Consider the following 23123-nt stretch of genomic DNA (forward strand, 5'->3'; position numbering starts at 1 on the left):
ATTTCTCGCCAGAAACCGGTTTTATTCAAGAAACCCGGTTTCTCTGTACTTCACTTACCTGGAAAGTGCTGTATAAGTTATTTAATTAGCGATCGTTAGGGATTACCGCAATCCAAAGAGTAAATGTAGGGTGCACCCGGACTACAGAGAACCCGATAGCGAGTGTTTAAGCTGGATCACAACGGATTTCGATGATAAATCCATCAGGATCGTAAAAGTAAATGCCGCGTCCTGTAGCGCGAGTGACGGGGCCGCTGTCGATCGCAATTTGATTTGACTTTAGCACTTCCAGAGCGCGATCGAACAAATCCGGCTCGATGTCGAAGGCTAAGTGGTTGGCGCGGGTAAAAGCTTTCTCCGGGTCTGGGTTTGGCGGTTCCAAGTCGGGCTGCCAAAATAAGTCAATAACAGTGCCATCTGGGGTGACAAAATTAGCGACTTTACCAGCGGCTACCATTTCTGTTAAACTTGCGGGAATTTCTGCACCTGTTAGTTCGTGCAGGCCGAGAATTGTACCGTAGAAGTGGCGGGAAGCTTTCATGTCGCGCACGTTTAAAGCGATATGGTGAACGCGGCGCAAATTCCCCGGCGCGAGGGCAATTTTGACGTTGTTTTCGGTAGTTTGCATGATTTTAAATTATTGCGAATGTTAAAATTGAATGCTGTTAGATTTATTCAGATCGTCTGCTGTAAAATAAGCATTTTAAGTTGGTACTCAGGACTTAATCGGGGCCTCGAAACCGGGTTTTTTACCTTTGGTGCGGTCTACAACGTGTCTTTTCGTAAAAAAACCCGGTTTCTCAACAATTGTGAGTAAGTCCTAGTATTGTTATTTTTCTTTAGGGAACGATGCCATGCCTACAAATAGCATGGCAAGACCACCTGCCAGAATTGCGAAGGCAAGTACACCTACAACTAAATCTAATCCCGATGTATTTTCCATTAAATTAAACCGTTCTCCAATTAAATACAATCATTGGTATTTGTTCATGGTTTAGTGCTTGCACACAAGGGGGAAGAGCTGAAGAAAAAAAATAGCTTTCAACTTATTGGAAAAAAAGCCTATTAATTTCTTCCCTCTTCCCTAAACATCCATCCGTTAAATCAGTTAAATTCTGTAAACTGCTTAGTTGCCGAACTTTTTATTTTGCCAATTCTCGATCGATGGCAGCGATCAGTTCGGGCGAATCGGGGCCAACACTACTGCGGAATCTGGCAACCACTTCACCCTGTTTGCTAACTAAGAATTTCTCAAAATTCCAGGAAACCTCACCCTTGGGCTCGACTGCACTCGTAAGCTTAGCGTACAGCGGGTGCTGCTGAGTGCCTTTAGCGCGTACTTTGTCAAATAATTCAAAGGTGACGCCGTATTTTGTAGTACAGAAATTGACGATTTCTGGATTACTTCCGGGTTCTTGACCTCCGAAGTCGTTGCAGGGAAATCCTAAAACACGGAGTCCAGCCGCGCTGTACTTCTGGCTTAATTCTTCGAGTCCTTTGTATTGAGGTGTATAGCCACATTTGGAAGCTACATTAACTATCAAGAGTACCTGGCCAGCGTACTCTCCTAGCTGCTTGTCTTCGCCTGCGATCGTTTTTACTTTAATGTCGGAGATTGTGCTGGGCATTTTCAAATACTTTTAAATTTGACCACCACAATTTTACCGCAAGTCGCTACAATTTTGTCTAGAGGTCGATCGCTAAAAATTTCCATATCCCGGTCGGGGCGGGTTGACGGATATCGGGCTTATATTATAGATATTGGTAAACCCGCCACTACCAAAATTACGGTTAATTTACCGAACATGATCTTAGTAGATGGCGGTGAACTTTCTCCCCAGCACGAATCGCCACAGTCCGTTCTTAGATTTAAGTTTCTCGCTAATAGCTAAAATCTAGACCGAAAAGGACGAATATTTTAACTCTCTGAGTGGTGTTCCGTCATCCATTTTTGGTAAGTATCCTCAAGTTGCTTGTCTTCGAGAACGAGTTCTAGGCGGACTTTGACGCAACCGTGACGGGGTTGAGAGGCGATCGAATTTAAGATTTTGCTAGCTTTCTGCACAGAGGTAAATTCAGCCTTAACTGTCGGTTCTTGGCGATCGCTCTTAATCTCCGTCAAATCTATACCGGTGATGCTTCCCTCGCCTAAATCTATTTCGGCCAACACCTTCGGATCGTCGCCGACTTGTTCGACAATCAGCTTTTCCCACTGGATAGGTACTTGTACCATCCGAGTTTCAATTTCTTTACGCACTATGACTTCGCCGACTTTGCGCTTGCTGCGATTGATCACCAATCGTTCTTCTAGCAGGCGAATTACTTCTCGATCGACAATATCCAAGTTTTCCTCATCCCGATCGGTCTCCCAATTTGCATCAGTGCGATCGGCATCTGTTAGATTTGACATAACTGTTGAGGGATTTGTTAATTCACGGTTGCTAAATTCATTATCCGGTTCCGAGGGATTTTCTAAATACGGATGCTCGCCATTTGCCGAAACTACGGGCAGCAGATCGACTTGAGCCGAATTAATAGTTACAAACAGCGCTTTTTGGTGATAATCCACTTTCTTGAGCAGCTTAACACTTAATAAAAAAATGCGGGGATTTTCGCTGCCTAGCCCGGTCACGACAAAGTTTAACTGACCGTTAGCATCAAAATAGACATCTTTAACTTTGCCGACCAAATGACCTTGGTTGTCTTTGACGGTAAAACTTTTTAGCTTAGTTCTGACTTTTTCAGGTACCCGGTTGAGACGGGTTATTGATTTGGCAGTTGCTATTTTTTCTGCTGATGCTTGACCGTTCATTTTTTAAACTTTCCTGCTTAGGGATTTTTATTATGAATTGGTAAGGGGAAATTGGTAAAGGCGGGGAAAGTGCATAAACGTTGCCAAAACTAGACAAGTTTTGTACCCCCCCCGCCAATCACATAGGAATTGCGCGATCGCCACCAATTCAATCAAACCTGCGCGGTGACAGAATTATGTCATTAAGGCACAATTCCTATGCAATACCTGTTGCGGTTGGTTTAGATGTTTTTATTATCTACAACCGCAGTGCCATCGGTCTTAACCTCTAATTCTTCACGACGCAAGGTTTCTTCGCCCTCAACCGTGGTGCGAACAACTTCTTTTCTGACGTTGACTTCTTCGCGCACGAAAGCTTCCTTGTGAATGTCGGCAGTTTCTTCGTAGACTTCCATGCGTGCAACTTCCCCTGATTGGAAGTCAGCCTCACCGACTGAAACTACTCGACCCGCTTCTACCGGGGTTACTCGATCGATTACAACTCGTTCTTTTTCAATGGGTACTGAAGCTCGCGCTGTTTCAGTTTCCACGCGCTTGCCAACTGCTACTTCGCCTGTTTTTGCGCGGTGTTTGTTAGCAATCAAGCGTTCTTCATAAAGCTTGAGATTTTGGTGCTGCTGTTCGTTGGTTTCGTAGAGGGGGCGATCCATATCGTAGCTGTAGCTGCTGCGATCGTAGCTAGCAGGAGTTGCAGTGCGGGCAGTGGCAGTTTCTTGATTGCGGTAGACGCCTCTTACCTGTTCTTCGCGATCGTAATCTAATGGTTCTAATTCATTGTAAGCTGGCAATTGTTCTGCTTGAGCTTTGTTGCGAAGGCCTGTTGCGTAGACCCGATGGGCTCCGTAGTCGAAGCGAGCCGAGCCGATTGGCAACAATACTTTTTTGCCAAAAATCCAAATACCGGTATCAATTACCAGATAGCGAAAACGACCACTGTCATCAACCAAAGCGTCATAAACCGTGCCTACTTTTTCATCCGAGTCGCCAGCATAAACATCAAATCCCTTGATGTCGTCTCCAGCAAAGATTTCTTCCTGATAATTAGGATAAAAGTCTGCTAATTTTTGAAGTGCCATGTGTTTTTCCTCTTTGTTCTACTTAATTTAATAGTAGAAATTAATTCGTTCAGTTCCCTCTCCCTAAAGTCAGAAGTGTATCATTTAGGTTGTTTAATCCTATAGGAATACTACGGCATCTCTTCTTCTGTGCTAGCGCGCTCAGCTATTTTAAAGATTGTAAAACTATAAAATCGTCAATCTTATAACAAGTTTTAAAACTGAAAGCCAACCGTAGGAAAACGGCATTGCGGTGTCCTACTCCCCCTGCTGGACACTCCTTTGCGCTGTGCCTACTGTTAATAATTGTTAACTAGGTAGTGACAAATCAACATTACATAGTAGTACACAAATCTCAAAGCCCCTCATCTTGTAGGAGAGGGCAGGGCTGTTTTATTCTCACGGAAATCATGGTTTTGTAGGGGTAGCGCCCCCGTGCCTACCCCCTCCACGGACGTGGGGAAATCATGGTTTTGTAGGGGTAGCGCCCCCGTGCCTACCCCCTCCACGGACGTGGGGAAATCATGGTTTTGTAGGGGTAGCGCCCCCGTGCCTACCCCCTCCACGGATGAAGGGAAATCATCGTTTTGTAGGGGTAGCGCCCCCGTGCCTACCCCCTCCACGGACGTGGGGAATCGGTGTTTCAAATATCGGGGCAACCACGGGGGGTTTGCCCCTACGGATAATGAAACAGCCGTGTAGGAGAGGGGCTTCGGGAAAGCTAGAAATTTTAAGTTCAGAGTTGATTGAATTGAGTTCTGATAGCTTCTATCCGTTTGCGGTTAACTCCCAAATCCGACTGTCCCAGACGCGAAGCCGATCGCACATGGATCACTTTCGCTCCATCATCTACCAAAAATTCAACGTCATCAACAAACCCCATCAAAGCACTGGTGAACTCCGCATACAGGTAATTATCAGTTGCCGTGATAATTTTAGTTTTGCCATAGGACTCGATCGCCCCTTTGAGCTTTACCATCGCTTCACTCTGGGACGAAGTGTATGCCAAAGGCTCAATTTTGTGTTCGGCATCTTGACTGAAGCTGCTGACGCAGTTGGGGGAACTCGGGCACGCTGCGAGTTTTCCTGACTGAATTCCGATATTGGCAGGTCTAGTTCCAGCAAACATTGTTTTTTCTCCGGGTAGAGCGATAAAAGTAGCGATCGACAGTACCGCTACTGCTAGCAGTGATATTAAAATAACTAGGACTCTTTTCAACGCTGTCGGCGATTTTGTTTCAACTGTTTGCAAAGGATTAGCCCTCCTGAAAGTATAAATGCGGTCTACCTTTCATATTAATTGAAATTTACATCATAAACTTAAAAAGATTTCTTTTGTTCTTCAATTAACCAGTAAGTCAGCATCTTTCCTTTGCCTTTGATCGGGATATGACCCCGTTCTTCCAAAACAAACTGCTCTTTCAAACGCTCGTAAGTCGCCTCCGTCACTTGAATTTTACCAGGCAATCCGTTCGACTCCATGCGTGAAGCAACATTAACAGTATCGCCCCACAAATCATAGCTAAATTTACTAATCCCAATAATTCCAGCCACCACCGAACCGCTGTGAATTCCGAGCCTCAATTGAAAATTTTCTCCCATTTTGGCATTAAACCTCCCCAAAGCTGCCTGCATCTCCAAAGCTAAAAGTGCGATCGCCGAGGAGTGATCCTCCCGCGGCGTCGGCAAACCCCCAACCACCATGTAAGCATCCCCAATCGTCTTAATCTTTTCCAACCCGTGCAATTCAGACAACCTATCGAACTCCGAAAAAATCCCATTCAAAATTTCTACCAACTGCGTCGGACTTTTGTGAGCCGAAAACTCTGTAAAACCCACCAAATCAGCAAACAAGACGCTCACCTCATCAAAATGCTCCGCTATCAACTTTTGCTCTTTTTGCAAACGATCCGCAATAGGTTTCGGTAAAATATTCAGCAGCAATTTTTCTGTTTGCTCTTGCTGCACTTTCAGAGCTGCTTCAGCTTGTTTGCGCTGAATCAACGAACCGAGCTGCGTAGCAACCGCGCTCACTAATTCCAACAAGCGCGGCTGACAATTCAGAACTTTCTCGCGATAAAAAATCAAAATAGCTAACACTTGGTTTTCCGCCAAAATTGGCACCCCAAAAGCCGCTTTCAATCCCACACTCAGCGCAATTTTAGCTCTTAAAAAAACTTGTTCCGGTGCAGTAGAAACATCATCTATCCATTCAGACTGCTGCGACTGCCAAATCCTACCCGGAAGTCCCACACCGGGAGCAAAAATCAACTCCCAACTTGTTTGTTGGAATTGGGCAAAACTGGAGTCACTGACGTACCTACCTGTAGCGCATTTTAAAAAACCCTCACTGCAAGGAATCCAAGCTTCGCCCAGATTCCATTCAATAGTTTTGCAAATTAAACCTAAGATCACATCTATAGCCGACTCAAAATCTTCAGATTTGCTAATAGCTTGTGTAGCCTGCAGCAGCAATCTTGTTTCCATTTCCACCTGGTGGCGTTCAGCGATTTCCTGGTGCAACTGGATATTTTGATCGGTCAATTTTTGATTTTTTTCTTGCAATTGCATTTGCAATGAACGCACAGTAAGTTGATTGCTGACTCGTGCCAATACTTCTTTCACCTGAAAAGGTTTAGTTATATAATCCGAGCCGCCCACTTCAAAAGCTTTGGCTTTATTTATTCCTTCTTCCAGCGCACTCAGGAAAATGATGGGAATTTCCCGAAATTGCAATTGGGATTTTAATTTTTTACATAGTTCGTACCCGTCAATATCCGGCATCATAATATCGAGCAAAATCAAATCTGGCGCGCTAGATTGAATAGCATCTAACGCCGAAAAACCATTAGTAACTGGTCGAACTTTATAGCCATTTTTTTGCAAAATTCTAATTAACAAACGCAGATTATCTGGTGTATCGTCAACTACTAAAATATCCGCTTGATGGTTTTCAGTTTGTTCCGCCTTCATCTGCATTATCTGATTCCTCCGCCTCGGCAATTAAATTGAGAATTTTCTGGTAATCAAAATTATCGAGATGACCCTGGAGGATTTCCGCCAATTCAGGATGAGGCCTCCTTATTTCGTCGATTGTCCTGACAATTAAGTCAAAATCAGCACTGCGGATTACCTGCTTCATGTTGTCTATCCATTCTGCGGGAAGTATGGGTAAATAAGCAAGCGCAGCATTAGAGAGCGAGTCAGATAAATTATTTGGATCGCCTATTGAGATAAAGTCCGTTGAGTTAGAGTAGAGATACCTCACCCCCAAATGTTTGGTGATGGCATCAAATATATCGGTTTTGCGGAAAGGTTTGCTAATAAAATCGTCGCAGCCGACCAATAAAGCAAACGCTTGCCTTCCTTCAATTGTACTAGCTGTCAAAGCAATAATCTTCGGAATCGGGGATTCGGGATCGGAAATATTCATTTCCCCCTCTTGCTCTCTCTGCTTGATTCTAGTCTTAATTTGTTTAGTAGCTTCGTAGCCGTCCATCACCGGCATTCGCACATCCATCAAAATTAAGTGCGGATGCCAATTTTCCCACATTTCTATTGCTTCCTGGCCGTTGGTGGCTTCTTCCACCCCGAAACCTAAAGGAGAAAGCATTTTGACTAAAAGTTGGCGGTTGTCTTCGCGATCGTCCACAATTAAAATCCGGTAGCACGGTTGATTGGGTTCCAAACCACTCACTTCGCGGTTAAGTTCCGGATCGGGAAGCTCAGCAGCATCAACGGCACCCACTGGAATTTCAAATTTAAAAGTAGTGCCGAGTTCCAGTTGACTTTCTACGACAATTTCGCCTCCCATCAGGCGGACAAATTGACGACTGATCTTCAATCCTAAACCCGTGCCTTTCTGATTTTTTTGACCGGAAGCTGTTTGCACAAAAGCATTAAAAATGCTGCCCAATTCTTCAGGAGCAATGCCAACTCCTGTATCTTCAATTTCAAATAGAAGAAAAAAACCAGGCACAGTTGAACCCTCAGCCTCATCGCTCCATTCAACCTTTGCAAAATCACTGCTAGTTCTCGAAAAATCCCGAATACTTCTTGTGGTATCAAAGCAAGCTGTAGAACTATCCAGTAAATCCAGAAAACCCGATTTTTCTAACTTGATAACTCTTAAGATGATTTCGCCTGTTTGGGTAAACTTAATCGCATTACTCAGAAGATTAATCAACACTTGCCGCAGTTTAATATCATCGGTTCGCACGTACTGAGGAACGTCAGCATCGCGCTGAAAATGCAACTGCAATTCTTGATTATGTACCCGCAGTTGAAACATATCTTGCAAATCGTCAAGCAAGCGGTAGATGTCGAAGTTTTTCGGGTTAAGTGTCATCCGCCCCGCTTCGATTTTTGACAAGTCTAAGACTTCATTGATCAAGGTAAGCAAGTGTTCGCCACTACGGCGAATAATTCTCATATTTTCTCGGTTTTCGACAGTAAGATCCGGACTGGGTTCCATGATTTGTGCAAAGCCGAGTATAGAATTGAGAGGGGTGCGTAACTCGTGGCTCATATTGGCGAGAAACGTGCTTTTAGCTTTGTTTGCTGCTTCAGCAGCTAATGCAGCTTGTTGCAGTTGTTCTGTACGTTCGTCAATTTGGGCTTCTAAGGTGTGGTGGTAATCTGCTAGTATTTTTTCCGCTTGTTTGCGATCGCTAATATCTTGAAAAGCTGCGATCGCATAAACAATATTTCCGCTAGCGTCAAAAATCGGCGTGGTATTGATCTCGATCGCAATTCTTTTGCCATCTTGACGGATTTCTACATCGTCAACCTTGACAGATTCTCCATTCAGTGCACGCAAAATTGGCAGATTATCCGGCGGATAAAGCTCATCAGTATTGGCAACATACAGTTGATAAGTCGCAGCTAATTGTTCCGCAGTGCTTTCCGGGATAGTGTCTGCACCCAGCAAATCCCGCGCTGTCTGGTTGAAATAGGCGATCGAGCCATCGGGATGATAAACAGATACCCCCACTGGCAAAGCTTCTAAAAATTGACTCAGGCGGCTTTCACTGGCAGACAGCGCCTCATTTGCTAGCTTTAACTCCTCATTTACTTCTTGGCGCTTATGAATTTCATCTGTTAACTTTTGATCTTGCAAATAACTGTGAACTGCTTCTACTACCGTTAATTTTAAGTCTTCATTTTGCCAAGGTTTAGGAATATAACGGTACAACTTAGCATACTTGATAGCATTGCTCAGGGCTTCCAAATCAGCTTGTCCCGTTAGCATAATAGTCAGCGTCTCCGGCGAGCTTTCGTGAATTTTTCTGAGCAGTTCATCTCCTTTAATATCCGGCATGATATAATCGGAAAGCACCAAAGCAATCTCGTATTCATCTGCCCGCAAATCTGCCAGCAACTCTAAAGCATCAGCCCCCCCTTCAGCGGTTTCAATTATACACCGATCGCCGATCGCCTTTTTCAGTTCAATCTTTAAACTGTTCAAAACGTCAGGTTCATCATCAATACAAACAATCACAGGTTTTTTCATAACTTAGCCAGCCCAGATTTTATAATTTCTATTAAGTCTTTGCTTTGCCAGGGTTTGTACAAACAACAGTATAAATCTGCTTCTTCTACTGCCCGCTGAACAGCCGATACCTCGGCCTGTCCAGTCAACATCACTTTAATAATTGTAGGATACTTTTGGTGAACTTTGATTAAAAGTTCGTCACCTTTAATTCCCGGCATCAGCCAATCCGAAACAACCACAATCACCTGAGCTTTTTCTTGAAATTCCTCAAGTAAATCTAAAGCTTCATCACCACTTTCAGCTAATTCATAAAAATAATCATTTTTAAATTCATTTTTGAGCTGCATCTTGAGAGTATTCAAGATATCTGGTTCATCGTCAACGCAAATAATTACAGGCTTATTCATCTTTTCCTCTCTGCTTAAATTTTCTTAGGTTTATCGATAGGACTTGCTTTTACATTTTTTTACATTATTGATTTCGGGCAAGGAAGCAGGATATCTGTCCCCTATCTTATTTTAATAGGACTTCCGAAGATTAACCCGGTTTATTGTAATAAATCTTGTATTTGTCAGCGAGACAGCGACGGGAGTCAATCGATTTTAGATTTTAGATTGCAGATTAAAGAATTGAAGCCTTGACTTGCGCGAGATAAATTCGGGCGCGCCTTTATCCGATACAAGTTTTTTATTTCTGGACGGGTGAATTTGGGGGCTGGCATCCTGGATGTTTTCGGTCAGAGGGAATCAGCTCCTACAGGTAAGTTTTGTTTAATAAATTGGCAGCGAGACTGTAAAAGTTGTCTGCCCCGGTACAGAATCAACAGCAATTGTGCCTTCGTGTTTTTCCACAATTTTTCTCACAATATCCAATCCCAAACCGCTACCTTCGCCCGCAGATTTTGTCGTAAAAAATGGCTGAAAAATTTTGGGAATAACTTCTGAGGGAATACCTTTGCCGTTATCAGTAAACTTAAGTAAAATATTCGCCCCTTGCTGCCCAGTTTCAATCGTCAAAACACCTTTATAATCCATTGCTTGCAGGGCATTATGAACGAGATTCGTCCAAACTTGATTTAAGTCATCGGGATAGCACATAATTTCGGGTAAATCTCCATAATTTTTCACTACTTCTATACCGTGTTTTAGTTGATTTTGATAAAGGGTTAACACCGTTTCAATGCCATCATGTAAGTTCGCCTGGACTTTTTCTGGTTTGCTATCAAAATGAGCGTAGGTTTTTAAGGCAAATACTACTTTTCCCGACTTCGCTGTGGCTCTTTGGATCAGGCTAATACTTTTTTTAAAGCTCGCAAACTGGTAAGCACTATTTAAAACTACTTCCCAATCCGGCGATTTGAAAAGCGGCAAGAACTCTTCTATATTTTCGTAGATTTCCATGTCAACTAAAGTATCCGCAATTTCCTCGGAGTTTTCAACAGATTCTGCCATCATGTCCGCAGTCAACTGCTGCTTAAACTTGCGTTTTTCTCTACTTGTGAATAAAACTTCTTGATGGGTTGCTCTGTACATTAAAGCTAAAAAATAAGCTTTGCTTTCGTCAGAAAGTTTTTGATAAATTTCCTGAAATTTCTCTAAAAAATCGTCGGAAAAATTAGCTATATTATTAATAGAAGAACCTATAATGCCCAGGGGGGTATTGATTTCGTGGGCAATGCCGGCAATCAGTTGTCCCAGGGCTGCCATTCTTTCCGATTGAATCAAATGCTCTTGGGTGGCTTGCAGTTGGTGGAGCGCCGTTGCTAAATCTTGATTTTTTTCTTGCAAAGTTTGTTGCAGCGAACAAATTTTTAAATGAGTTTCTATCCGGGCTAAAACTTCTTCAACCTGAAACGGTTTAGTAATAAAGTCAACTCCACCAACTGCAAAAGCTTTAACTTTATCCAGCACGTCATTAATCGCACTAATAAAAATAACAGGAATGTCTTTGGTAATTTCAGAAGCTTTGAGTTGCTGGCAAACTTGATAGCCGTCCATTTCCGGCATCATAATATCCAGCAGCACTAAATCCGGAGGTATTTTTTGAGCAGCAGACAATGCTAGCTTGCCATTGGGTACGGGGCGAACTTGATAGCCTTTTTCGCTCAAAATTCCTGCCAGCAGCCGCAGGTTTTCTGGGGTATCGTCTACTACTAAAATATTAGCTCGATTGGTTTTAGGTATAGTTAAAGTCATCGGGTCTTTACTGTTTCTCGCTGAGTTCGATTATGTTCAAAATTCTGTCATATTCAAAATTATTAATGCAATCTTGAAGCTTGGCCGCAAGAGAGGGATTGACAGTGCCGATTTGTGCGATCGAACTAGCGATCGCCTCCATGTCCACACTCAAAATACTTTGCTTGAATTGGGCCATCCAATCTGGAGAAAGAGAGGCGAAAGCCTCCGGTATCAGCACCTCCTGACTTGACTCCTCTACACCTGTGGCACTTACTGCCGTTGGATCTTCATAAATATAGCGTACTCCTAAATGTTTCCCCATTGCCACAAAGATATCCTCCTCTCGGAACGGTTTCCGCATAAAATCATCGCAACCCGCCGAAAGAATCACCGCCCGTTCTTCCTCCAAAACGCTAGCAGTTAGGGCCACAATCGCCGTTGCTTGCCCCCCAGTTGTAGTTTTAATCTGTTTCGTTGCCTCATAGCCGTCCATTACAGGCATTCTCATGTCCATCCAAATCAGATGCGGCTCCCACTCCCTAAAAATATCAACCGCTTCTTTACCGTTATTCGCTTCTCTCAACTCAAATCCGAGTGGACTGAGAAGTTTTACTAACAGTTGGCGGTTCAAAGGTTTGTCGTCCACAATTAGCAAGCGATAACTCGGCTGATTCGGTTCGAGGGCAACAACTCGACGTTGAGTTTTTTTGCTTTCAATCTCACTACCTTCAACCAAATGAACTTGGATATCAAACTGAAATACTGCACCCTTTCCGATCTCGCTGCTAACCGTAATTTCACCTCCCATTAATTGCACGAACTGGCGGCTAATAGCTAAACCTAAACCCGTTCCTTCCTGAGAATCTTTACCTGTTTTCGTCTGCACGAATGCTTCAAATAACTGATTGATTTCCTCAGCAGCAATGCCTGCACCAGTATCTTGAACTTCAAAATGCAGCCAGTAGTGGCCGGGCAATTGGTCAGTGCTGTTTTTATGTATATTCCGCCTTCCTGCTTTGACTTGCATCGACACTCCCCCTTCTGAAGTAAATTTAATTGCATTATTGAGCAAATTAATTAAGACTTGCCGCAATTTAACTTCATCAGTACAAATGTAATGGGGAACTTCTGCATCCCTGTCGAATATTAATTGCAAACCTTTTTGCTCAGCTTTGAGAGCAAACATATCTTCTAAATCGTCGATTAGTTGGTACAAATCGAAGCTTTTTGAATTAATAGTAGTGCGTCCGGCTTCAATTTTTGATAAGTCTAAAACTTGGTTAATTAAAGTCAGTAAATGTTCGCCACTCCGCAGGATAATTCCGACATCTTCTTGATTTTCCTGAGACAAAGTTTTACTGCGAAGCATGACTTGAGCAAAACCGATGACCGCGTTCAGGGGCGATCGCAATTCGTGGCTCATATTGGCGAGAAAGGTACTCTTCGCTTTGTTTGCTGCTTCGGCCGCTTCTTTCGCCTGCTGCATTTTGATTTCCGCTTGTTTGCTATCAGTAATGTCTTTAATAAAGCCTTCGTAGTAAAGCAGATTTCCTGCTTCATCGCAGACAGCGCGACAATTTTCCGAAATCCAGATTATGCTGCCATCTTTGCGGTAAATTTCCGATTCAAAGTTTGATAGTATTCCGTCCTCGTTCATCAGCGCAGCAAATTCATCGCGGCGGTTGGGTTTCACATAAAGCTGGTTATGGAAATTCGGCTGTACTGCTATTAAATCTGCTGGCGAGTCGTAACCGTAGATGTTAGCTAAAGCGGGGTTAGCGCTGATGTATTTCCCGTCAATAGCAGTTTGAAAAATTCCATTCAAAGCATTTTCATAAATATTGCGGTACTTTTCTTCTGCTTCCCGGAGTGCAGTTTCGGCTTTTTGGCGCTCGGTAATATCGCTAGAAATCGACAAAAAACAAGCTTCTCCGTCAATATTGATGGTTTCTATAGACAGTAGTGCCGTTCTTTCTGTACCATTTTTATTGCGAAACCTCAGCTCATAATTGTGAATAGCCGTCTTATTTTTCAACATTTGAATCATGCGATCGCGCTCTCCCAAACTCGCCCAAAAATTGAGTTCTACCGCAGTTTTGCCAATGATTTCTTCGTGACTGTACCCCATCATCCGACAAAAGCTTTCATTGGCTTCTATATGACGACCATCGCTGATTCTAGTCAGGGTAATCGCATTAGGGCTTAAACGGAAAGCTTTAGAAAACTTTTCTTGTGCTTTGGCAAAATCGGCGGTACGTTCGGCAACTTGCACTGCCAAATTGTCGTTGTATTCCTTTAATACTTTCTCCGCTAGTTTGCGTTCTGTAATATCTTGAAAAGCGCACATCCCGTAGATAACATTTCCTTGAGCGTCATAAATAGGAGTTCCCCAAACTTGCAGGGGAACAGTTTTGTCAGTCGAGGTGATTTCAAGGTCATCAACTGTTACACTCTTACCCTGCAAAGCATTTAAAATTGGGTCGCGTTCTGCCGGGTAAATTTCCTGAGTCCCAGCTAAATAAACTCGGTAGGATTGACGTAAAGTTTCGGAATCGGCTGGTACAATTCCTTGAGCTAACAATTGCTCTCCAGTAGGATTAATGTAGTGAGGTTGACCGTTGGGATCGGCAATAAAAATTCCTAGCGGTACTGCATTTAAAAATTGTTTTACTCGGTTTTCGCTTTCCGAGAGAGAAGTAAATGAATGCTGCAATTGCTCGGCCATGCTGTTAAAAGCAGTGGCAAGTTCTCCGAGTTCATCTTCGCGATTCAGAGTGAGCTTTGTATCCCATTCATTCCGCGCCAAAGCTTTCGCGGCAGCATTCAATCTTAAAATCGGCTGAATTACCCATTTAGCAGTAAGAATTCCCAGAATTGTCGCCCCCAGCAATGCTGCAAGCGACAGTAAAAAAGTCGTGCGCGTGTTGAGGTTAATTTGCTCCATAAAGTCAGACTCTGGCACAACTACGACAATCAGCCAATCCAACCCTCGATCGTCTTTAAAAGGAGCTACCTGAATAAAATTTCGCTGGCCATCAACATCAAAAGTAAGTTGTTGAGAATTATTAATTTTAGCTAAGCTATCGTAGGATTTATCTAAATGTTGTGCAGTTTGGCGAATTACCGGATTTTCGCTTTCTGAAGCTTTAATGCGCCTTGTTTCTTTACCTTCCACCACGAATTCTGGACTCGCCGTAGAAGTAGCAATTAACATCCCCGATCGCTCCATGACAAAAGTTTGTCCTGATTTGCCAATTTTGAGGCTAACGAGAAATTCTTTGATGCGGGAAAACAGCAAATCGCTGCCAGCTACGCCTAACAATTTGCCAGCGTCGTCGTAGATAGGCAAAGCAGCCGTAATTGCCAGTTCCCTAGTCAAAAAATCTGTATAAATTGGAGTCCAAATAGGTTTTTTTGCCGCAGCCGCTGCTATGTACCAAGGGCGAGTTCGCGGGTCATAAATATCGGGTGAAATTTGCACTAATTGAACGCGGTTTCCCTGAGAGTCCGCAGTATATCGAGCTAATTTATTGTCAGTAGAGATGTCAGCAGCCGATATCAAAATCCCATCTTTAGTGCGGATTGCTCCAGAGTGTTCTCCATTTTCTTTGCCTGTGTAAATGATACTGATAGAATCAAAATATTGAATTTGTTCTAGAAAATGATGTTCTAGTTTTTGCTTGTCTTCTAGGTTCAATTGCCCCAGTTTTATGCCTTGAAGGTTCAGGTAATTTACAATGTGGGGAATTGACATATAATGTTCCATGCGGTCTTTGATGCGATCGCTAATTTCTCCCCGCAACTGAGCAGCAACATCGTTGACTGCCCGCTGACCGTTTTGGAAAGAGAGCCAACCTACAACTCCTACCGTGCCGACAATTTGCACTAAAAAAGGAACCACAAGCACCGTTTGTAATGGAACTTTGCCGATAAATTTTGTAGCTAAACGATTGAGGGGTTTAGGAAACATATTCATCCTAAAAGTAGTGAAAATGGGCATTTTAAATTAGTAGATGTTAAAATCTTGGGTCGAGAGACGAGCGAGGAATATAAAATCCGGTTAATCACTCATCGTCAAATTGTTTTAACTGGACCTTTAAGAGTTTTCAGGACTTCCGTCCTCACTAAGTAGGTGCAAACTTATATCTGGCACCATTCTCAATTAGCCTTTTAGGAACAGGCTTTTCGGCCTGTTCCACAAGAAAAATTATCTTTTGTGGAACGGGCCCCAGAGCCCGTTCTTGAGAATGGTGCAAGATGTGAGTGCAAATAAACATTACATGGTTCGGGCGGGTGAGAGGACTCATCTACTCGCTGTGATCGTGGATCTTAGCTCAATCCTCCCTGATAAGATACTATGGTTATTTTGTGATGACCTACTTAGGATCGCGAATTAAATAATTGACACTCTTGAAAGTGGGGAGTAGAGGTTGGGCCTAAGAGCCCGCCCTTTATGGACGGGCGGGACGCCCATCCCACAAGAACCATGACGCATTGTAAGTTATTTAATTCTCATTCCTTACAAACTTACAGTTCGCGATCGCACTCCGACCCAAGACAGCGGGTTTCGGCTTCGCTCAAACACCGGGTTTTTTGCTGAATCTGCGGGATTGAACGAAGTATGACTGTGAAAAAAACAAGGTGAGGATTACCCGTGGATCGCGAACTAACTTAATTAGAGTACGATCGCCCAAATGTTAGCACGATCGCACTATCCAGAGCAGCAAACACCCCAAAAATCTGTATTTACCTGCGATTCAACTCCATCCTTTCGCCGTAACGTAAAAGCATATCCAAACTCTCCAAACGATTCTGCCAAGTTTGTACCTGATAGCTATTTTCCGCAGAATGCAAGCGCATCGAAGATTGAAACTGAGATTGAAAACTCCCCAACAATCTTTTAGCAGTTGCTAAACTTTCTCTAGAAGGATTTGCCGCCAACTTGCTCAAAGCTTGCGCCAATTCATCCGCCCGACTTTGCAAAACCTTCAGTTCAGATTCCGACACCCGCAACTCATTGTTAGCTAACAAAAAACTCCATTCCTGCTTGAGAGCAGTATACCGCGAAGCCGCCGCTGCAAACGGCTGTCGGTAAGGAATGGGCTCTGCAGCAGAAGTAGAACGCACTGGCGGGCCTTGAGTGCGGTTAAAAAACCCCTGCATCGCGCTGCTGATACTTTCCACAGCAAAAATAGCATAGCCCCCAGTCGGTAAATCGCGCAAAGCTTGAATTTGGTCGATCGCCACAACTTCCGGGAGAGTCAACAACTTAACCGAGGGAGAAATCAAAGCCGAACCCAGAATTTGTTCATTTACCAAGGGTTCAGTGATGCGTTGAAGTCGGTTCGTATCCAAAGCATAAGTCATCGGCACAATCAAATCTACAATGCCCTGACGAGCCCAAACTTCCCAATTTTGCTGAATTTTGTAAATCCGCTGACTTTCCGGGTGCGGAAACACTGCAACCGACAGAATTGTGCGCGGATAATTCTGCCGCAAAAGCTGAGAAACTTCAGCTACAAAACTATTAATTTGATTAGTTTTAAACTCAACCCACTGCCGCCACAAACTGCCGTTTCTGGGGGAAATATTCACCGGGTCTGCACCAGTCAACTGCCTAAATTGCTGCCTCGCCGCAATACCGTAACCGTAAGTAAAGTTCGCATTATCATCTTGAAAAGGATAGCGAATATAGTCTAATTGCACTCCATCTACTTTGTAGTTATTGGCAATTTCGCTGATAATTTGTAGCAAATAATTCCGCGCTTCCGGGTTTGCCGGATCGAGATAAAATTTACCATCGTTAGGATTTTGCGTGCGTCCTTTATTGTCAATATTTGCCCACTGTGGATGAGCGGAAAGCACCGGGCCGGGATAAGAACTAGGCTGGCCAATTAAAGTATTGTGGCGCTTATTTCCTGTGGCAAAAACCCAGACCCAAGCGTGCAGTTCCATGCCTCGCTCGTGGGCTAATTTAACTGCCGATGCCAGCGGGTCCCAGCCAACTGTTAGGGGATTTTGTTGCGGTGCAACTTGACTGGGATAAATGGTATATCCGGCATTCAATGTTTCAAAGAAAACAGTATTGATACCTGCGGCGGCGAGTCGATCGAACACTGCCGCCAAACCCTGTTCAGATCGTGCTGCGACGATCGTCCCGCGATCGAGCCAAACCGCCCGAATTTCCGCCCCAACCCGCTGTCCTTCCTTCGGGTAATTTTCCCACAGCAACTGCCGCGCTTCCACCCACTGCTTTCTCGCCTCCGCGTAGTTTTGCTGTTGCAGCAGTTGGTCAAAAGTTTGCAAAACCTGCCGCGCTTGGGCGATCGCCCGTACCCCGATCGCTTGCAGAACAGGGGGGCGACTGGCTGCTGGGCCGCCTCCGCCCTGTTCTGCAGCCACCAGTTGAGGGGAGGTAGCAGCATTGAGATTGATGGCGGTATTGGCTGAATTAGCTGCTGTCAGGGCGCTTTCAAACCGGCCGAGGAGGTTAGTGAGTTCTTGGCGCATCAAGTACGCTTCAATGCTGACGATCGGCTTATTGGAATTGGGCTGCACGTCCAAACCCGCCGGCGCCGACTGATCCGAAGGGTCTGTAAAAGTTGCAGGTACTGAATCGGGAAGCGAGCCAGAGGGAGAAAGTCGGCTCAGCGGGGTAGTACGCGGCAAACTAGGGCTGTTTCTAGTGACTCTGGAGGGGGGGGTTGGCAGTGGGGTCGCGGCAGCAGTGGGCGGCGCGGAGGGCCCAGAAGCGATTGTGCCTCCCCAGCGGGCGATCGAGGCTTGGAGCCAAGCCTTATCTACATTTGCCGAACCGTCGCTACCCCAACGCCAGCCGAGGTAGGTAGCGCGATCCGTGGCGATGGCTGCGGAGGAACCGGAACTATCTTTCCAAGTAGCAATAGTTTGACTGTTTGCATCAGCCGGAATCAAGACACCGCCTTGGACTGAGGCATTTTTTTGTTCGGGTGGCACCCAATTGCTAGAAGTAGTGCAAGCCAGATCCCGACAGCGGCTGCGCGGTTGCGGAGTCGCCGGTTGGGTTAACGGAAAAGCCCAATAGGCCCCAAGGAGCGATCGCAAAGATTGGCGCACCAAGGCTGGGGAACTGCGGCCGACGGGGCCCGAAGCAATCAAGCGGCCGCCCTGGGATGCCCAAGCTTCTAAAACTTTAATTTGTGCCGGACTCAAAGTTTCAATGTTGGGCAAAAACAGCACGTTAACGCCTGTTAAATCCCCCAAATTTTTGATTTCTTCGAGATTAATTGGTTTGTAAGCAATGCCGCTTTCCCAGAGGCGCGTGGTAATCTTTACCCAGTCGGGAGAATTCTCGGAACTGCGAACTACGCCCAGAACTACTTCTGCGAAACTCGGAGAGGGAAATAGGATGAAGAGATGGAGTAATGTACTCGCTAGAGTGCCAATTAGGACTCTTTGCAAGAAAGTGAAAAAGCGAGTTTTTTTAGCCTGGGAGCAGGCATCAGGCAGTCGATCGGGCTTTTTGATTTGTTGCATCATAAAATAGGAGAATTACCCAGCGCACCGCTAAAGAAAAATTTAATAACAATTAAGAGCGATCGAGCGATTTTAGATTTTAGATTTTAGATTTGGGATTTGGGATTTGGGATTTGGGATTTAAATCTGGGTCTATTCCTCATGACAGTTGACAGTTGACTGTTTGAATATTTGGACATTTGAACAATACCGATGCCACCGGAAACGATTTTAGATTAAAATCTGGGTGCATTTGGGTTGAAAAACCAAAAATACAATTTAGATGCCGGACTGTTGACGGCCCGTTGGTGTGAACAAACACGTTAAACCGGCCGTCTCTCTTGTTTGTAGCGAAGTCTAGATCCCCCCTAACCCCCCTTAATAAGGGGAGTAGGGGGTGGGACAGGAGTCTGCTCAAAGTCAACCCCTACTCCCCTTCTTAAGGGGGGGACAGGAGTCTGCTCAAAGTCAACCCCTACTCCCCTTCTTAAGGGGGATTTAGGGGGATCTAGACTCGGCTACAACCCTGATTTAGACATGGTTTCAGGCTTAACTTGACACTAATGCTTACAGTCAACAGTCAACTGTCAACAGCCAACTGTCAACTGTCAACTGTCAACACTTTTCTAACTTGCAGCTTCATTCACCGGAAATCTATCGATTAACTGCATCGCCCGACAAGCATTCCTCCGCAAAGAATCGGAAACATGAGGAACATGAGGAATCTGAGACAAGAAATCCAAAGTCCGGCGCAAAATCCGCACCACATCCCCTTCATCCAAACTCGTATGGCTAATCAGTTCCAGCCATTCAACACCCAGAGCCCACTGTTCGACCAAAGTCACTAAATCCCGTTCCAGCCAAATCGGGATTGCAGAATCGTGCTTGCGCTGCACTTGAAACAATCGGCGGCGCAAGCCTTTTTGCAGATTGTCCAAAGGTGCCAAAACTTCTGGCGACAGCGAGTAGTGAGTCCAACTGTCGGGCCTGGAAACTTCTGTAACTAAGGCCGCGCAAGCTGCAGCGAGGTGGTGGGGGTCGAGTTCGTCAAACTCGGCAGACATCAGGGACAAACCCAGCCACAGTTCGTTATCGCCGCGAATGGCGGCGCAAGCTTGACCCAAGATTGTGGGTACTAACCTACCGGAGGAGTCATCTCGGTTTACATTTGCCGAAACTACTCTTTCCAAGCAGCCAAAATTCAGCAAGATGTCGATTAAGTTGAGAAATTCCTCCCAGTAGCGAGCTCTCTGCTTTTCTAAGTCTTCTTCGCTTTTGCGAACTTCTTTTTTCAATTCTTCCCGGCGGCGCTGACGTTTGAGCAAAGTACCGGGATTGCCCCATTCTAGAACCGGGTGAATTTCTAGCTGAGCTTCTAGGGCTGCGATTTTCCGCTGTTGCTCGTGAGCCTCTGGGGTCGGTTCTGGTGTGGGCAATGGTGGGATCGATGCAGCAATTGAAGCAGTTTCTTCAGTTCCCAAGCGGCACTGGCCGAGTCTCAGGGGCATTTCCGAGGGCGGGTTCAAGGTATCTGCAACGCTCAAGCGGGGTAATTCGGCGTGCAGGGTAGCGACATCGCTAATGGCGACGACATACCAGCGGTTATCTTTGCCCAAGCACACCAAATTTGGTGCTTGGCCGGAACCTGCGACTTTGGCAACCAATACGGCGGGTACAGGAGTTGTGTGCGATCGTTTGGCTGTCGGAACGTGCTTGCCTTTGAGACTCAGAACCGTGCCGAGCACTGCAAAAGCCACAGCTACGGACATTTCCTTAAATCTGGCTTCTTCAGCTTGCTGCAATAGAGTTTTCAGCAAACGTTTGTCTTCTTTGAGTCTGCCCTGCAATTTTTCGTAATGGGCGAGGTTTTTTTCCAGGGTGGAGACATTTCCTCCGGCCGCTAGGGACTGTTCCAGCACTGCTAATTCTGTTTGCAGTCGGTCTAATTCTGATTGCTGGGGCTGCAAGTACAAGGTAGACAGGTATTGACCAAAACTCCGCTCTACCAACTCTTGAGCTTCGTCGAGAGTGTGTGTTTGCAGCAAATTCAGCACCATGCCGTAGCTGGGCGTAAACTGACTGGCGAGGGGGTCGGCTTTGGCTGTTGCCAAATAGGAGGCTTCTTTTGCGCCTTCAAAGCGCGTCTGAACTGCGACCACGTGCCCCTGCTTGTCCATGCCCCGCCGACCCGCCCGACCGGCCATTTGGAGGAATTCTGAAGCGTTTAGCAGTCGGTGTCCCTTGTCGGTGCGCTTGGACAGGGTGGAAATGACTGTGGTGCGGGCGGGCATATTTATCCCGGCTGCTAGGGTTTCGGTGGCAAATACGACTTTAATCAAACCTCTGCCGAAGAGTTCTTCTACTAAACCTTTCCAAGCGGGCAAAATGCCTGCGTGGTGGGCGGCGATGCCTTTTAAAAGTGCTTCTTTTTGACCGAAGCGTTCTGCTTCTGGGTTTCGCTGTAAAAAATCGTCAATGATGCGTTTGAGTTCGGCTGTTTCGGCTTCGTTAACTAGGGAGAAGTTGCCGACTTCTGCGACTGCTTGGTCGCACCCGCGACGGCTGAAGATGAAGTAAATTGCTGGTAGCATATCTCGATCGTCCAACCGGGCCAAAACATCGGTCAAACTCGGAGTGGGAATGCTGCCTCTTTCTACTTTTTGCCCCTTCTTTTTGGGGACTAACCGGACATTCGCTCTTTTGCCGGTCTCGTCTAGCAGCGGAAATATCCCTTTTTGGTTGGCGAAGTGGAATTGCAGCGGCACTGGCCGAAAGTCTGAGTAGACGAGCTCTGTGGGCCCGTGGACTTTGTTAATCCAGTCTGTGAGTTGCTCGCTATTGGCAACGGTTGCTGAGAGGGCCAGCAGTTGAATTTCGCTCGAACAGTAGATGATCGATTCTTCCCAGACGGTACCGCGCTGGCGATCGTTCATGTAGTGACACTCGTCGAGCACGACGGTTTCGACTCCGGTGAGGGAAGTGCCGACTTCTCCGATCGGCGTACCGTAGAGCATATTCCGAAATATTTCGGTAGTCATCACCAAAATCGGCGCATCTCGATTGACGGAGATGTCGCCGGTGAGCAAACCTACGTTGTCGTCTCCAAATTGACTGCGGAAGTCGCGCAGCTTTTGGTTAGAGAGTGCTTTGAGGGGTGTGGTGTAGAAGACGCGCCGCCCTCTGTCGAGTGCTTGATGGATGGCGTATTCGCCGATTAACGTTTTCCCAGAGCCTGTGGGAGCGCACACGACAACGGATTTACCTGCATCGAGGGCGGCGATCGCCTCTCTCTGAAAGTTATCTAGCTCGAAGGGAAATATGGTCTTCAGATCCAGCTCTGGGCGGTTCTGGGCAGTGTCTGGCACAAGGATTATTATCAGGTTTCAGGGTAAGTATGCTGAAATCTTGCTAAAAGCAAGTCAGCAGAGGACTGTACTGATTTTAGATCAACGCCCGCAAATCGGCTATGAAGGAAGAGGGAAGAAGGAAGAGGGAAGAAGGAAGAGGGAAGAGGGAAGAAGGAAGAGGGAAGAAGGAAGAAGGCAAAAATTTTTTCTTTCTTGTGCCAACTGCCAAAACATGAGGTGCTCATAGGGCATAGGGTTCCGTGGGCATAGGGCTCGCCCCCATACCTCACCACGCTTGAGAACCGCTATATTGATTAGTCCCAGCCGAAGTCTCGATCGCACAATTGGGCTAATCTCTGATTGTGCGATCGAAAATATGCTCTCAATTGGTCGTATATTGTGTCGTTTAATATAAAAATAGCTGTTGGCTGTGAACTTGGCTCAAGTGCTGCGATTTGTGGATTAAACACAATACTATTCGACTAGATATCACAGAATAATATGAATGTCAAGCTATTTTGATAAAAAGATTTGTAGGGGCGGGTTCACCCACAATATCTCACAAATACAAACAATCTAAATAAACCCGCCCCCTCCCCACTAATAACCTACATGAACCTTGATTTCCTCCCATTATCCAAACGTATAGATAGATTTACCGTTGGGTGGGGCGGGTTTAGGAGATTGTGGATTATTGACGATTATTGTGGGTGAACCCGCCCCTACAATTCCCGAAATGATTAG

Annotated in this window: 14 protein-coding genes; 1 reads left to right on the plus strand and 13 read right to left on the minus strand. The window is 45.4% G+C overall.

Annotated features, from left to right (window positions below):
* Nucleotides 1-166 precede the first annotated feature (166 nt).
* Together QUB51_RS17860 and QUB51_RS17865 are read right to left on the minus strand one after the other, a co-directional pair.
* The gene (locus tag QUB51_RS17860) at nucleotides 167-628 is read right to left on the minus strand and encodes a VOC family protein (RefSeq protein WP_333262600.1); all 462 of its coding nucleotides are present in this window, start codon (nucleotides 626-628) and stop codon (nucleotides 167-169) included.
* Between the two features lie 514 nt (nucleotides 629-1142).
* Nucleotides 1143-1628, minus strand: coding sequence for a glutathione peroxidase (locus QUB51_RS17865; protein WP_333161383.1), 486 nt, complete (start codon nucleotides 1626-1628; stop codon nucleotides 1143-1145).
* A gap of 18 nt (nucleotides 1629-1646) precedes the next feature.
* Between QUB51_RS17865 and QUB51_RS17870 the strand changes: the two genes are divergently transcribed.
* Nucleotides 1647-1892, plus strand: a complete 246-nt coding sequence (locus tag QUB51_RS17870) for a hypothetical protein (RefSeq protein ID WP_333262597.1) — start codon at nucleotides 1647-1649, stop codon at nucleotides 1890-1892.
* 26 nt (nucleotides 1893-1918) lie between these two features.
* On the opposite strand, the gene QUB51_RS17875 is transcribed toward QUB51_RS17870, so the two are convergent.
* The 11 genes from QUB51_RS17875 to QUB51_RS17925 form a co-directional block, all read right to left on the minus strand.
* On the minus strand, nucleotides 1919-2812 hold the full coding sequence (locus QUB51_RS17875) for a DUF2382 domain-containing protein (RefSeq protein ID WP_333055982.1): 894 nt from the start codon (nucleotides 2810-2812) through the stop codon (nucleotides 1919-1921).
* 221 nt (nucleotides 2813-3033) lie between these two features.
* Nucleotides 3034-3888, minus strand: a complete 855-nt coding sequence (locus QUB51_RS17880; protein WP_333262593.1) for a DUF2382 domain-containing protein — start codon at nucleotides 3886-3888, stop codon at nucleotides 3034-3036.
* Between the two features lie 715 nt (nucleotides 3889-4603).
* The gene (locus QUB51_RS17885; RefSeq protein WP_333210579.1) at nucleotides 4604-5119 is read right to left on the minus strand and encodes a DUF1499 domain-containing protein; all 516 of its coding nucleotides are present in this window, start codon (nucleotides 5117-5119) and stop codon (nucleotides 4604-4606) included.
* Nucleotides 5120-5187: 68 nt separating this feature from the next.
* On the minus strand, nucleotides 5188-6846 hold the full coding sequence (locus QUB51_RS17890) for an adenylate/guanylate cyclase domain-containing protein (RefSeq protein ID WP_333233414.1): 1659 nt from the start codon (nucleotides 6844-6846) through the stop codon (nucleotides 5188-5190).
* Nucleotides 6821-9379 (minus strand): response regulator, encoded by a 2559-nt coding sequence (locus QUB51_RS17895; RefSeq protein WP_333055986.1) that lies wholly within the window; start codon nucleotides 9377-9379, stop codon nucleotides 6821-6823. Before QUB51_RS17895 ends, QUB51_RS17890 begins: the two co-directional genes overlap by 26 nt.
* Nucleotides 9376-9768 carry a response regulator gene (locus QUB51_RS17900; RefSeq protein ID WP_333055987.1) on the minus strand — a complete coding sequence of 131 codons (393 nt, stop codon included), beginning with the start codon at nucleotides 9766-9768 and terminating at the stop codon, nucleotides 9376-9378. The genes QUB51_RS17895 and QUB51_RS17900 overlap by 4 nt, the downstream gene beginning before the upstream one ends.
* A 363-nt stretch (nucleotides 9769-10131) precedes the next feature.
* On the minus strand, nucleotides 10132-11556 hold the full coding sequence (locus tag QUB51_RS17905) for a response regulator (RefSeq protein WP_333055988.1): 1425 nt from the start codon (nucleotides 11554-11556) through the stop codon (nucleotides 10132-10134).
* Between the two features lie 7 nt (nucleotides 11557-11563).
* Nucleotides 11564-15508, minus strand: coding sequence for a PAS domain S-box protein (locus QUB51_RS17910; protein ID WP_333314716.1), 3945 nt, complete (start codon nucleotides 15506-15508; stop codon nucleotides 11564-11566).
* A gap of 776 nt (nucleotides 15509-16284) precedes the next feature.
* Nucleotides 16285-19053, minus strand: coding sequence for a family 10 glycosylhydrolase (locus QUB51_RS17915; protein WP_445299458.1), 2769 nt, complete (start codon nucleotides 19051-19053; stop codon nucleotides 16285-16287).
* Nucleotides 19054-19658: 605 nt separating this feature from the next.
* On the minus strand, nucleotides 19659-22397 hold the full coding sequence (locus tag QUB51_RS17920; RefSeq protein WP_333262586.1) for a DEAD/DEAH box helicase: 2739 nt from the start codon (nucleotides 22395-22397) through the stop codon (nucleotides 19659-19661).
* 296 nt (nucleotides 22398-22693) lie between these two features.
* Nucleotides 22694-22849 (minus strand): hypothetical protein, encoded by a 156-nt coding sequence (locus QUB51_RS17925; RefSeq protein ID WP_333210588.1) that lies wholly within the window; start codon nucleotides 22847-22849, stop codon nucleotides 22694-22696.
* Nucleotides 22850-23123 lie beyond the last annotated feature (274 nt).

The sequence above is a fragment of the Microcoleus sp. AT8-A3 genome (assembly GCF_036705675.1).
Taxonomy (GTDB): domain Bacteria; phylum Cyanobacteriota; class Cyanobacteriia; order Cyanobacteriales; family Microcoleaceae; genus Microcoleus.

Coding starts and splice junctions, on each gene's coding strand:
- QUB51_RS17860 (WP_333262600.1), bottom strand. CDS start 628: ATGCAAACTACCGAAAACAACGTCAAAATTGCCCTCGCGCCGGGGAAT.
- QUB51_RS17865 (WP_333161383.1), bottom strand. CDS start 1,628: ATGCCCAGCACAATCTCCGACATTAAAGTAAAAACGATCGCAGGCGAA.
- QUB51_RS17875 (WP_333055982.1), bottom strand. CDS start 2,812: ATGAACGGTCAAGCATCAGCAGAAAAAATAGCAACTGCCAAATCAATA.
- QUB51_RS17880 (WP_333262593.1), bottom strand. CDS start 3,888: ATGGCACTTCAAAAATTAGCAGACTTTTATCCTAATTATCAGGAAGAA.
- QUB51_RS17890 (WP_333233414.1), bottom strand. CDS start 6,846: ATGCAGATGAAGGCGGAACAAACTGAAAACCATCAAGCGGATATTTTA.
- QUB51_RS17895 (WP_333055986.1), bottom strand. CDS start 9,379: ATGAAAAAACCTGTGATTGTTTGTATTGATGATGAACCTGACGTTTTG.
- QUB51_RS17900 (WP_333055987.1), bottom strand. CDS start 9,768: ATGAATAAGCCTGTAATTATTTGCGTTGACGATGAACCAGATATCTTG.
- QUB51_RS17905 (WP_333055988.1), bottom strand. CDS start 11,556: ATGACTTTAACTATACCTAAAACCAATCGAGCTAATATTTTAGTAGTA.
- QUB51_RS17910 (WP_333314716.1), bottom strand. CDS start 15,508: ATGTTTCCTAAACCCCTCAATCGTTTAGCTACAAAATTTATCGGCAAA.
- QUB51_RS17915 (WP_445299458.1), bottom strand. CDS start 19,053: ATGCAACAAATCAAAAAGCCCGATCGACTGCCTGATGCCTGCTCCCAG.